The organism is Botrimarina mediterranea (assembly GCF_007753265.1).
GTDB lineage: Bacteria > Planctomycetota > Planctomycetia > Pirellulales > Lacipirellulaceae > Botrimarina > Botrimarina mediterranea.
In genome coordinates, this window is record NZ_CP036349.1 from 3,024,007 (window position 1) to 3,036,444 (window position 12,438).

At 65.7% G+C, this 12,438-nt stretch carries 12 protein-coding genes; 5 read left to right on the forward strand and 7 right to left on the reverse strand.

The annotated features are described in order from the left end of the window. Window positions 1–237: 237 nt before the first annotated feature. A complete protein-coding gene (locus Spa11_RS11780; protein WP_145112432.1) occupies window positions 238–714 on the reverse strand; it encodes a PA2169 family four-helix-bundle protein in 477 nt (158 codons plus the stop codon). Window positions 715–812: 98 nt separating this feature from the next. Then, window positions 813–986, reverse strand: coding sequence for a hypothetical protein (locus tag Spa11_RS22945; protein WP_197529328.1), 174 nt, complete (start codon window positions 984–986; stop codon window positions 813–815). A 342-nt stretch (window positions 987–1,328) separates the two neighbouring features. Here Spa11_RS22945 and Spa11_RS11785 point away from each other — a divergent pair, with 342 nt between their 5' ends. After that, window positions 1,329–1,919: a thioredoxin family protein gene (locus tag Spa11_RS11785; RefSeq protein ID WP_145112434.1), complete on the forward strand. Its 591-nt coding sequence runs from the start codon at window positions 1,329–1,331 to the stop codon at window positions 1,917–1,919. 4 nt (window positions 1,920–1,923) lie between these two features. Continuing rightward, window positions 1,924–2,502, forward strand: coding sequence for a TlpA family protein disulfide reductase (locus tag Spa11_RS11790; RefSeq protein ID WP_145112436.1), 579 nt, complete (start codon window positions 1,924–1,926; stop codon window positions 2,500–2,502). 4 nt (window positions 2,503–2,506) lie between these two features. Here the strand turns inward: Spa11_RS11790 and Spa11_RS11795 are convergent, their stop codons facing one another. The 4 genes from Spa11_RS11795 to Spa11_RS11810 are packed head-to-tail and all read right to left on the reverse strand — an operon-like array spanning window position 2,507 to window position 6,976. Then, entirely contained in the window at window positions 2,507–3,850 is a 1,344-nt protein-coding gene (locus Spa11_RS11795; RefSeq protein ID WP_145112438.1) for a metal ABC transporter permease, read from the reverse strand. Further along, window positions 3,847–5,193, reverse strand: coding sequence for a metal ABC transporter permease (locus tag Spa11_RS11800; RefSeq protein WP_145112440.1), 1,347 nt, complete (start codon window positions 5,191–5,193; stop codon window positions 3,847–3,849). The genes Spa11_RS11795 and Spa11_RS11800 overlap by 4 nt, the downstream gene beginning before the upstream one ends. Further along, window positions 5,190–5,999, reverse strand: a complete 810-nt coding sequence (locus tag Spa11_RS11805) for a metal ABC transporter ATP-binding protein (RefSeq protein WP_145112442.1) — start codon at window positions 5,997–5,999, stop codon at window positions 5,190–5,192. Before Spa11_RS11805 ends, Spa11_RS11800 begins: the two co-directional genes overlap by 4 nt. Further along, window positions 5,996–6,976, reverse strand: a complete 981-nt coding sequence (locus Spa11_RS11810) for a metal ABC transporter solute-binding protein, Zn/Mn family (RefSeq protein WP_145112444.1) — start codon at window positions 6,974–6,976, stop codon at window positions 5,996–5,998. The genes Spa11_RS11805 and Spa11_RS11810 overlap by 4 nt, the downstream gene beginning before the upstream one ends. Before the next feature lie 180 nt (window positions 6,977–7,156). Here Spa11_RS11810 and mntR point away from each other — a divergent pair, with 180 nt between their 5' ends. The 3 genes from mntR (at window position 7,157) to Spa11_RS11825 (ending at window position 11,102) form a co-directional block, all read left to right on the forward strand. Further along, window positions 7,157–7,600, forward strand: a complete 444-nt coding sequence (gene mntR / locus Spa11_RS11815; RefSeq protein WP_145112446.1) for a manganese-binding transcriptional regulator MntR — start codon at window positions 7,157–7,159, stop codon at window positions 7,598–7,600. A 516-nt stretch (window positions 7,601–8,116) separates the two neighbouring features. Further along, the gene (locus Spa11_RS11820; RefSeq protein ID WP_197529329.1) at window positions 8,117–9,823 is read left to right on the forward strand and encodes a lamin tail domain-containing protein; all 1,707 of its coding nucleotides are present in this window, start codon (window positions 8,117–8,119) and stop codon (window positions 9,821–9,823) included. A gap of 259 nt (window positions 9,824–10,082) precedes the next feature. Continuing rightward, window positions 10,083–11,102 (forward strand): class I SAM-dependent methyltransferase, encoded by a 1,020-nt coding sequence (locus Spa11_RS11825; RefSeq protein ID WP_197529330.1) that lies wholly within the window; start codon window positions 10,083–10,085, stop codon window positions 11,100–11,102. Between the two features lie 425 nt (window positions 11,103–11,527). Here Spa11_RS11825 and Spa11_RS11830 read toward each other — a convergent pair whose 3' ends face one another. Further along, a complete protein-coding gene (locus Spa11_RS11830; protein ID WP_145112452.1) occupies window positions 11,528–12,427 on the reverse strand; it encodes a hypothetical protein in 900 nt (299 codons plus the stop codon). Window positions 12,428–12,438: the final 11 nt, after the last annotated feature.

Consider the following 12,438-nt stretch of genomic DNA (forward strand, 5'->3'; position numbering starts at 1 on the left):
ATACGGGTTTCACGTAACTGTGGATGGAAAAAAGCCTGCGGTTTCTGCACATTCCGCAAAGTCAGGTGGCTGGTTGTTCACGAACCAATCGGCATCAGACATGCCGGCACGCCCACCACAGCGCGGCGCCGACCAGCTCCCAATACACCTATCTTTTTGGCTGAATTTGCCTCTCGTCGGCAAAAGAGGCGGCCTCCCACTGCGGGAAGCCGCCTCTTCAACGGTGCTGCACTACGATCAAGCCTTTGCGGCATCGCGCAGGTCGCGAACTCGGTCGTGGGCGTCCTTGACCTGCAAATACTGGTCAGCAAGCAGCGAGTGGATCGGCGAACCAGTGGTTTCCTTGAGGGCGTCTTCGTAGGCCTCCTTGATGGCGTCTTCGCCCCGCTCGGCCTCGCTCAGGATGTAGGCGTCGTCGTGCTTGCCCGACATCGCGTCGCGGACTTTGATCCACGCACGGTGCATTGCGGCGAGATAGCTGCCGTCTTCTTCCTCGTGCCCTTCATTCCACTCGATCTGGCGCTCGAGCTCGGCGTCCAGCCCGCGACGCTCATCGGCGATGGCGATGAACAGACTCTTGAGCCCGGCGCTGTCGGTCAACTCAGCACATTCTTCGAATCCTTTCGAGGAATCGACGCACAGACGGCGCAGTTCGCGCAATTTTGTGAGGGTGCCATCCGACAGGCCAACGATTGCGCTATTGTGAACGGACATATGTCTTTACTCCGTAATTTGGTGATGCCAGCCGATCGATCGGGCGCCGGCAGAATGGTGAAACACGCAAGTGGTGGAACGCCGCCGCCGAGCGTTCACTAGGCCGAACGCTTGGCTTGGGACTTGAAGCCGCATAGTCGCTCCAGCTCTTCCCACTTTTCGAGCGCCGCTTGGCGACGCTGGTTGCGTTGCGAATCGTTCCAACAGTCGCGGACGGACTGCAAACGAGCGGCTTGCGACGGGGCGTAATGACGGACGGCGACGAGAGACATGATCGACTCCTGGCTATCGGGCGCGCCCCAGGGGAGCGGGGCGGTTTGTTGTCGCCACGCAGGTAGAGCATCCGTCGTGCCAACCGCCGCCTAGCGCCGTGGGAACCGAATAATCGCGGGCGCCTCGCCACGGAAAGGCGCTTGCTGATGACAAATCTGGCCGGCGACACGTCACGTTGATCGCGACACGCTCAGGATCTCACATCTCGCGACGGAGTGTTTGGTTAGCAACCACACCAACCCGAGGGGTGACCGATTTGCCCCGTAGGCGGCGAACCGCGTACGGTTGAGGCGATGCGAGCCCTCGACTCGCCCACTAGTTCCCCCCAAAGGATCTCCACGATGAAGTCTTGGCAAATGGCGGTTGCGGCGTTGGTCATGGCGGCGACGCCCCTAAGCGACGCCCTCGCGGCTGGCGTTGCAGTAGGCGCCGAAGGCCCCGCTTGGGTCGATCTTGAGGGCGTCGATAGCGAACGGCACAGTTTGGCCGACCTGGAGAAGGCTAAAGCCGTGGTCGTCGTCTTCACCTGCAATCATTGCCCCGTCGCCAAGGCGTACGAGGACCGCCTTGTGCAGTTGCAGAAGGATTACGCCAAGAAGGGCGTCGAGATCGTCGCCATCAATGTGAACAACCTCGAGGCCGACAAGCTCCCCGCCATGAAGAAGCGGGCCAAGGAGAAGGGCTTCAAGTTCGCTTACCTCTACGACCCTTCGCAGGAGATCGCCCGTGAGTACGGCGCCACGGTTACGCCGCACGTCTTCCTGCTCGACGGCGATCGCAACGTCGCCTACATCGGCGCGATCGATGACAACATGAAGGCCGACAAGGCCGAGCAGCACTACTTGCGCGACGCCCTCGACGCGGTCCTGGCGGGCAAGGCGCCCGAAACGGCGTCGACCCCGCCCGCCGGTTGTGGCATTCAGTACGAGTGATCCGATGAAGCCCTACGCATCTTGGTCAGCTGCGCTCATGGCCGTTGTGTTGGCGGGATGCTCCGCCAACACAACGCCGAGCGATCGCCCCGCGACGAACTCAGAAGCGGAGGTCGCCACGTCCGCCGCGGTCGGGACTGGCGAAATTGTGTTGACGGCGGTTGATCGCGCGGGCTACGACGCCGTTTTGCAGGAACACGCCGGCAAGGTCGTGCTGGTGGACTTCTGGGCCACGTGGTGCTCGCCGTGCATGAAGCAGCTCGGCCACACCGTCTCACTGACGACCCAGCACGAAGGCCTCGCTGTCGTCACCGTGGCGATGGAAGACCCCGACGATTCGGAGGCGCTAAAGAAGGCTTTATCCGCTCGGAACGCTACGGCGACCACCAACCTCGTCAGCAAGGCGGGCGGCGGCTCGCCCGCAATGGCCGCGTTCGACATCCCCGGCGGCTCCCTGCCGCACTACAAGGTCTACGGACGCGACGGCAAGCTCCGCCAAACGATCGCCCTCGACCCGACGGCCGAGAAGCAGTTCACAACCGCTGACGTCGATGCGGCCGTGGAGAAGCTGCTGGCCGAGTGATCGTTTAAGAAGGCGATTCGGGCTCGTCCGGGATTGCTTTGCCGTGCGGGTCGGTCGCCGAGATCGAGGTCTCTTGGTCGAGCAGGTCGCGCATGGCGCGGTCGGTGATGTGCTCGAGACGCTCGGCCTCGGGGTGGATGCGGTCGGGCGCGAGGCCGGCGCGTTCAACGAGGTAGTGCTCCCAGAGGCGGTGGGAACGGACGAGTTCGCGGGCCTGGACGGCGCCTGCCTCGGTGAGCCGAACGCCGTGATGATCGCGATCGATCAGGCCGCGGCGGCGCAGCTTCCATAGCACCACTCGCAGCGGCAGCGTCTGGCAGAGAATGTGGGCGCGCAGGGCCGCCTCGGTCTGGGCGATCGGCTCGGCGGAGGCCGACTGCTCGTCGGCCCTGTAGAGGACGCCGAGCACGTCCTCACCGAGAATCCGCAACGATAGTCTGGCGCGGCGCACGGCCCGCACGACGACGCCTTCCTTCGGCGAGAAGAAAAGGGCGGCCGAGAAAAAGAGGCCGACGACAACCGCCATCATGCCGGCCGTCGTCGTGCTCCGCAGTCCAAACCAGGCCGGGACCTCGACCGCAGCGAGGTGCCCTAGCACGGCCGAGGCCGCCGCGATCAGCGCGCCGAGCCAGATCATCGTGCTCAGCCGGTCGGTGAGCAGCCGGGCCGTCGCCGGCGGCGTTACGAGCATCGCCACCACGAGGATGTTGCCGACGCTCTCAAAACTCGCCACCGCGGTGACGGCCACCAGTGTCGTTAGCGAGTAGTGCATCAGGCTCGCGCTGAAGCCCGAGGTGGTCGCCAAGCCCGGATCGAACGCCGCGATCTTTAGCTCCTTAAAGAACAGCGTGACGTACAGCAGGTTCACCAGCGCCACCGCCGCCAGCGTGACGACGACGCGCGGGACTTGCCACCCCAGCACCTCCCAGGTGTCGAGCGGCGTCAGCTCAATGGCGCCGTAAAGGACGCAGCCTGGGTCGAGGTCCACATGGTCGGCCGCCTGGACGATCATCACCAGCCCAATGGCGAACAGCGACGTGAACACCACACCGAGCGACGCCCCCTCGTCCACCTCGCCGTAGCGATGGACCCATTCGGTGAGGAACGCCGTCGCGAGCCCGACCGCCACCGCGCCGACGAACATCGGTAGGCTGGCGCGCTCGCCCGTCAAGAAGAACGCCGCCGCTAAGCCCGGCAACACGGCGTGGCTGATGGCGTCGCCCAGGAGGCTCATCCGCCGCAGCACGAGGAAGTTGCCCACCAGCGACGCGGCGACGGCGCACAGCACCCCGGCGGCGATGATCCAGCCGTCGAGCGCCCAACTCCAAGCTAGCGGCAACGCGATCATTCAGTCGTCCCCCGAATCACGTGCGGGCTTGCCGGCGGCGCGACCGCGGAGGAGTCGTGGAGCAGCAGCTCAAGTTCGTGGATCGTCTCGGGGTCGAGAACGTGCTCGATCGCGTCGGCGCCGCGATCGACCTTGCCCGGGGCGACCTCGGCGTGGGTGATCAAATAAAGCTCCCACAGCCGGTGTTGCCGCGTCAGCCGCTTCGCTTCGACGGCGCCGCGGGCCGTCAGCCGCACGGCGTCTTGCGAGTCGAGCCTCACCAAGCCTTGCCTAGCGGCGCGACCGATCACGTGGCGAAGCTGCGGCTGCGACCAACTCCGGAGGGCCAACAGCCGGTCTCGCGGCGCGGCGTCGTCTTCGCGGTGCTCGGCGACCTCGTAAACGCTGCGTAACAGGTGCTCCATCTCGATGCCACGGAGGAACCATCGTCGTCGCAACCAGCGCAGCACCACGCCCCGCTTCATGCCGAAGAGGGCGCTAAGGACGAATGCGGCCGCAGCCACGAGGACGATCGTCGCCCCGGAAGGGAGTTTGGGGTAGCTGGCGCTCAGGATGGCGCCGACAAAAGAACTCAAACCGCCCAGCAGCGCGGCGATACGGGTCATCGTGCGGAGGTCTTCGGTCCAGAACCGCGCCGCGGCAGGCGGGATCACGAGCAGGGCGATCATCAGGATCAGACCCACCGCTTGCAGGCCGACAATCGTGATCACGACCACCATCGCCATCAACGCCGCATCGAGCCAGCCGACCGGGTAGCCCCGCGAAGCGGCGAAGCCGGCATCGAAGCACAAGAGAGCGAGCTCCTTGAACAGCAGCAAGCTAACCAGCACACAGGCCGCCGACGCGCCGGCGATCAGCCAGGCGTCGCTCGACAGCATCGAGGCGGTCTTCCCGTAGATGAACGACTCCAGCCCCGCCGCGTTACCGCCGACCTGTTGCGTGACGCCCAGCAGCGCGACGCCGGCGCCGAAGAAGACGCTGAGCACGATGCCCAGCGCCGCGTCCTCGCTGAGCCGTGTAAAGCGGCGCACCATCAAGATGGCGCCAACGCCAAGGACGCCGCTGATGGCGCCGCCGAGCAGCAAGATCGGCAACGACTTGCCGTCGCCCCACAGCGAAGAGCCCACCAGGAACGCCGTGGCGATGCCCGGTAGCGTCGCGTGGCTGAGGGCGTCGCCGATCAGGGCCCGCTTGCGCAGCAACGTAAAACTACCGACCACGCCGGCTCCAACGCCGAGGAGCGTCGCCCCGAGTACGACAACGCGGGTGTTGTAATCGCGGAGCAAGAGCACGTCGGCCCAAGCCAGAAGCGTTGGCCAGAGAAGGGCGATCGCTCCGCTCACAGGGCGCGCTCCCGGCGCCGCATCGCCTCGGTCGCCTCGTCGAGGAGCGTCAGTCGGCCGCCGTAGGTTTTCTGGAGATTCGCCGGCGTGAAGACCTCCGCCACGGGACCGTAGGCGACGACGCGCATGTTGAGCAGCAGCACGCTGTCGAAGTAGTCGGGCGTCGTCTGCAAATCGTGGTGGACCACCAGCGCCGTCTTCCCTTGGGCGCGCATGTCGCGGAGCAACTCGACGATCGCCGCCTCGGTCGACGCGTCCACGGCCGCAAAGGGCTCGTCCATAAAGTAGAGGTCCGCGTCCTGCACCAGTGCGCGGGCGAGGAACGTCCGCTGCTGCTGGCCGCCGGAGAGCTGGCTGATCTGCCGGCCGGCGAGGTCCGCCATGCCGACGCGCTCGAGCGCCGCCATCGCCCGCTTGCGGTGCTCGGCGCCGGGACGCTTCATCCAACCGATCTCGTGGTAAAGGCCCATCGTCACCACGTCGAGAGCGTCGATCGGGAAATCCCAGTCCACGCTCTCACGCTGCGGCACGTAGCCGACGCGGCCGCGGTTCTCGTCGTAGGGCTTGCCGAAGACGTGGACCCGGCCCGAGGCCCGCGGCGTGAGGCCGAGGATTGCCTTGAGGAGCGTGCTCTTGCCGGCGCCATTGGGGCCGACCACGCCGATCAGCTGCCCCGGCGCCGCGTCGAAGCCTACGTCCCAGATCACCGGCTTGCGGTGGTAAGCGACCGTCAGGTCGTGGACCGATAGCGGAACCGACGGGTCGTCAGCCGGAGCGATCGGTGCGTGGGTCGGCTCGTTGCTCATTCGTCGCACCCCGAGAGCTTGCCGGTAAAGCCGCAGGCGTCGGCCTCGCCGCCGAGCGATCGGACGACGGTCGTCACGTTGTGGTCGATCATGCCGACGTACGTCCCTTCGGTCGTGCCGGCGGCTCCCATCGCGTCAGAAAACAACTCGCCGCCGATCACCACTTCATGGCCGCGCGACGCGGCGCCATCGATCAGCGCGCGGATGTTCTTCGGCGAGACGCTCGACTCGACGAACACGGCGGCGACCTTGCGATCCACCAGCAGCGACACCAGTTCGTTGACGCGTTGCAGGCCGGCTTCGGACTCGGTCGAGAGGCCCTGCACGCCGAGGACCTCGAGGTCGTAGGCGCGTCCGAAGTAGTTGAACGCGTCGTGGGAGGTCACGAGCACACGGGCCGACGTGGGGATCGTCGCGATCTTCGTCCGTGCATACGCGTGGAGCTCGGCGAGTTGCGTCTCATAGGCCGCCGAGTTTTCGGCGAACGTCTCCGACATCTCGGGAAGCAGTTCGACGAGCGCGTCGCGGACGACAGGGATGCCTCCGGCCCACGTCGCGACGTCCATCCAGACGTGCGGATCGGCGTGGCCCTCGGCGCCGTCGGGCGTCAAGAGCTTCGACTCGTCGATCAACTCGGTGACGGCGTAGACGGGACGGCTGCGGCCCACCTTCACGAAGGTGTCCGCCATCTTTCCTTCGAGCAACAGGCCCGAATAGAACACGGCGTCGGCATCGAGGATCGTCGCGACGTCGTCGCGGGTCGCCTTGTAAAGGTGCGGATCGACGCCGGCGCCCATGATCTGCGTCACCTCGACGGCGTCGCCGGCGATGCGGCGGACCATGTCGGCGACCATGCCGGTCGTCGCCACGACGCGGGGCTTACGCGTCGCGTCCGCCGTGTCGCTGGCGGCGCTACACCCCAGCAGGCTGATCGTTGCGACAACGGCGAGCAGGGCAGCGAGTGAAAAGAATCGCATGTCGGCGGTGTTTGCTCTCGGGGATGGTCGTGTTTATCCTAGGCTAAACCTTGCCGATAGCAAGGCCCGCGGATTCCCGCCGCCCCCAACCGAACGCTGGCGGGAACCGCACGCCCTGAGCATGCTGGAAGGGTGACGCCGCAGCGTGCGGCGAGCCACTTCTCGACGGAACACGAAGCTGTGCCCTCACCTGTTACGCCACGCGCCGCCGCCCAGCAAGCCTCCAAGCCCTTCAAGCGGACGCGCAGCGACCACGCCAACGAGACCGCCGAGGACTACGTCGAGGCGATCGCCGAGACGATCGCCCGCAGCGGCGTCTGCCGCAACGCCGACCTGGCCCGGCTGTTCGCTGTCAGCCACGTGACCGTCAACAAGACGATCGGTCGGCTGCAAAAGGAAGGCCTCGTCGCGACCGAGCCCTACGGCCCCGTCGCGCTGACCCCCGCGGGCGAGAAGCTCGCCGCCGAGGCGAGCCGGCGGCACGAGACCGTCCTCGCTTTCCTGCTGACGCTCGGCATTAGCCAAGCGGTCGCCGAGGTCGATTCCGAGGGGATCGAGCACCATGTCAGCGACGAGACGCTACGGGCCTTCCGCCGGCACATCGACGCCCAGACGGACCGCTAGAGCGGGGCGTAACGGCTCCCATCCGTGCACATCTGAGCCGTGGGCGGTAGCCCTCGGAGTGGAGGACGAGTTGCGCTGCCCTCCGAGGGCTACCCAGGATTATGCAAGAGCTAGCAGTTCAAAGTTGGGCGGATTAAAGAAGCGTTAGCGCGATGTGTCCCCCTCCTTCTTCAGAGGGAGGGGCTAGGGGAGGGTGCTGAAGCGGGTACTAGGGTTCTACCCCCTCCCCTAGCCCCTCCCCCGAAAGCGGTGGAGGGGGACACAACGCGCTAACGCTTCTTGGATTAGGCCACCTAGCCGACTCGCGCTGCTAGCCCTTGCATAATCCTGTACCGCCCACGGCTCAGACGCTACGGTATGGCGAAGCGTGCTCTAGTTCTCGATCACCGCGGCGGGTGTGACACACCTTTGTCGCTCGCGCGATCCCGTCTTTCCCAGGGTTTTCTTGATCGGGCGGCGCCCGCAATTAGCCTCCGACTCGCTGATCGTTTCGATCCCGAGTCCGGAGAGTTGGTTATGCGATTCTGCGTCGTTGCCGCTGCCGTGGCGTCGCTGCTGGCTCCAACCGCTAGCCAGTCGCAACTCCTCGTCACCGAGGTGATGTACGACCCGGCTTCGGACGAAAGCCGCTGGGAGTGGATCGAGGTCCACAACACGGGAGCCGTTGCGATCGATCTCGATGGCTACGTCATCGACCGCGTTGGCGACCGCGCACGCACCACGGTGACGGCGAACATCCTCAGCAACCCGCTGCTCGGTTCCGCCGTCGTCAATAACCCGACGGTGCTGCCCGCAGGCGGGATCGCCGTGCTCTACAATGGCCCCGGGCTGAGCTACGACCGCGGCCGATTCCGCGCCGCATGGCCGCAGATGCCGGCAGGGGCGACGCTGATTGGCGTCGAGGGTTGGTCGTCGAACGCCCTCACCAACGCGCCCAAGGGGTCGGATTACGCTCCTTCGCTCCCCGCCATGACCATTGGCTTGTGGGCGGACGTGGAGTCGTATCGGCTCGACGCCGCCGACTTCGGCACGCCGAGCAGCGCTGATCGCCGAGTGTTCCGTGTCGCCAACGCTGCCGCCGCGTTTGGGTACGACGACGACGCCCCGTGGCGCGACCCGCAGGGAAAATCGGCAATCCATTACATCAGTGGGCCGGTCTTTTCCCCGACGAGTTGGGGCCGCAGCAATGCGGGTTACGGCGGAGCGACGGCGAGCTCCAAGACCTTCGTCCCCGAGCCCATCAACGCCGGCGACTACGGCAGTCCCGGGATGGTCCCGTCCGGCACGCCCGCGCGTCCCGGACTCATGATTACCGAGATCCTGTACGACTCGGCGTCGAACACGGGCGCCGGCAACGAATGGGAGTGGGTCGAGGTGTTCAACTCGGGCCCGTCGATCGACTTCGCGGCGACGCCCTACTGGTTCGATGACGACGACCAAGCGGCGCTCACCGCGGCGAACCTGACGACCGGCTCGATCGCGTCGGGGGGCGTCGCCGTATTGTTCAACGCCTCCGCCGCCAGCATCGATCGGATACGGGACGCCTGGGATCAACCCGGCGAGGCGCCGATCAACTGGATCGCCGTCAGCGAGTGGCCGGCGCTCGCCAACGGCGGCGACGCGGTCGGTCTCTGGAACAGCGGCGCCCCCTACGCGGCGGACAAAGCGGGGGAGGAACCGACCTTCGCCAACGCCGTGGCAAGCATCGCCTACGACGACTCGTCGCCCTGGCCGACCGGCGTCAATGGCGACGCGATCCGCCTGTCCAACCTCGGCAGCGATCCCGCCGACCCGGGGGCCTGGGCCCGCGCCCGTGGGGCCTACGCCGACCCGCAGGCCTACCGCTCGGCGGACGTGCTCGCGCCCGGCGGCGTGGTCGATAACGCGGGCGGTGACCACGGCAGCCCCGGCTACCACTGGCCGGACATCTACCCGCCGCTGCCCGGCGACTACAACAACGACGGCCGCGTCGACGCCGCCGACTACACGGTTTGGCGGGACAACAAGCCGCTGCCGACCGAGACCGCCAGCGTGGGCGTCAACGACGCCGCCGACTACGCCGTCTGGCGGGCCAACTACCGCGGCGCGGGGCTGGGCGGGGCGCGGGCCGTTCCCGAGCCCACGGCAGCCCTCTCCGTCGCCATCGGTCTGATGGCTTTCGGCCGGCGGGGACGCCGCCTCGGATCGGGCCCAATCGCAGCGACCAGACCGCCGCGGTCATGAACATGCGTTTAGAGGCCCATTGAGGGCCCTTGCAGCCATCCTTGCGCTGCCTCCCGACACTTTGTCCACCTAGCACGAAGAGTGCGGCAGAATGGCTCCTAGAGCCTCACGGAGGGTGTTCTCAAAAAACCCGTGTTTTGTAGGCCCCGCGGAGGCTCGTGGCCGCCGGGCGCCATTCCCTACCGTCGCGACGCCGGATGCGCAGAATGGCGGGCTGATTGACGTTCAACCTTGGCCCCGCCCCCTCAGGAACTCCCCCATGCCGCGACCGGCCGAGGAGCGGGTTCTGGAGGTCGCTGCCGAGACCGCCGGGCGTCGGGTTCTGGGCGTGACCCTCGGGCGGGCGGCGGCCCTCGTGGGGCTGGCGCAGCGGCGGCCCGACGCGACCGTCGCCTGCTGGGTGCGGGATCAGTTCCGCGCGTCGCTGATCGAGGGAGCGCCCGAAAACCTGTCGGTCGTCTGCGCCGCCGACCCGCCGGCCGACGCGATCGATCTCGCCCTCGTGCCCACGACGATGCACGGCGAGGCGGAGCTGACGCGGGAGACGTTGCAAGCGGCGGCCGACCGGCTCGAACCCGGCGGCGTGTTGATCGCCGCGACGGACAACCCGCGCGACTCGTGGTTGCGGCAGCAGATGGACGCGCTCTTCAAGGGCGTGCGGCTGCATCGGTTCGCTGACGCCGTCGTCTACTCGGCGACGAAGGCCGAGCCGCTCCGCAAGCTCCGCGACTTCTCGTGCGAGTTCGTTTACCGCGACGGCGCGCGACTCTTGAAAGCGGTGACGCGGCCGGGCGTCTTCTCGCATCGGCACGTCGACCCCGGCGCGCGACAGCTGCTGGCGGCGGCGACGATGGAGCCCGGCGCGCGGGTGCTCGATATCGGCTGCGGCGCCGGGACGGTCGCGATGGGGCTGGCGGCGCGCGAATCGTCCGCGACGGTTCACGCCGTCGACAGCGACGCCCGCGCCATCGAATGCACCCTGCGCGGCGCCGAACTCAACGGCCTGACCAACCTAACGGCCGAGCTCAACGCGTTCGGCGACTATGTCGGCGCCGGCGATTACGACTTGGTCGTCACCAACCCGCCCTACTACGCCGACAACCAAATCGCGGCCCGGATGATCGATGCGGCTGGGGAGAGCCTTCGCGCGGGAGGGCGGATGCTCGTCGTGACGAAGACGCCGGCGTGGTACGAGGAGTACCTAGCAACGCGACGCTGGCGCGGCGTCGAGATCGCGCCGAGCAAACGCTACAGCATTGTCACGGCGACGAGGGTTTGAAATCCGTTGGAACGCTGCCGCGGACAGCGCTGCGACACTTGCGAGAGACCGACGTGGGGAGGCAGCAAGGGGATTCGTTAGCGGCTAGCTTAGACGCCCACCGAAGAGTTTATGACCCAAGTAGGTTTTGGTACGGCCGCCACGACCATCAGTGACTTAGTCGGGACAGCGACTCTGCGAGCGGCGCCGAAAGCAGTCGGATCGACCGCAAGGCCTCGGAGGTCTTTGCCACCGACCGTAGCTACGCGGAAGCGCAACTCAAGTCGGGTGGTCCAACTTCAGCGAATTCAACCGAGCTCAATTCGAGCTAGAACATGTCCACCCACGGCAATCTGAGCCGATTGGGCACCACTGACTGGCTAGTCCAGCAGCGGCACTTGTCATGTCATCATAGGCGTGGTGCTCGGTTCGAAGAGTGTCGAACGCTAACGTCTTTGGAACGCAAATCCAAAGACTAGCAGGGACGAAAGGATGGCTGATGAGGGTTCTGGTACAGCAATGAATCGCATCGTACCACCTATACGCCGAAACGGAATCGTCTGTGTATCCCCGTCAAGGAACGTCAGTCTCAGCAAACCGTCGCTATGAGAGATATCGCCGGGATTAATCCGATGCCCATCGACCGACGCCTCACGAGCATGCCATTCAACAAGCCCCGTATTTTGAAACAATCCCAGTGGTGATTCGAATTCTCCCCCATGGATTTCCAGAAGCCCGCCGATCTGTGCGACCGTCAAGGCATACCGCGAGCTTCGGAAGACGCCACCGTTGATCCGAACATCGCCACCCCCGCGGTGCTCGAGCGCGCCAGAATCGTCTGCGATAAAATTGCCACCGTTGACAGTGATGCTACCGTTGAACCATGTACGCAGAGTGGCGTCGTTGGTGGCGGTAAACGATCCGTCGTTAATTGTAGCGTGGGCGTTGTTGCTCACTCGGAGCAGATCGCCTGATGAGCTGCTATCGAAGAATATACCCCCGTTGACTGTCAATCGACTGTTGTCTTCGAGGTGAAAAACATGAGAAGTACTCCGTTGCGCAACGTCTCGCAAGACACCACCATTGACGACCGCTGTCGCATTGTCGAGCAACCGAATCGGTGATCTCGCAAGGCCGGTTGGCTTCTCTATCCGGCCTCCGTTCACTACGATCTCGCTCGACTCCGTGCCGTACAGCCAGAGGTAGCTATCGCCATCCTCAACATAGAAGGGATCAGGCGCCGACGCTCCGAAGATGTTGTCAGAATTCGGAAAGACACCAGCGTGAGATACTCCTCTCGTAAAAAGGAGGAAAGCGATGACGACAAGAACGGTACTGGCAGCCATTCCGGGGGATA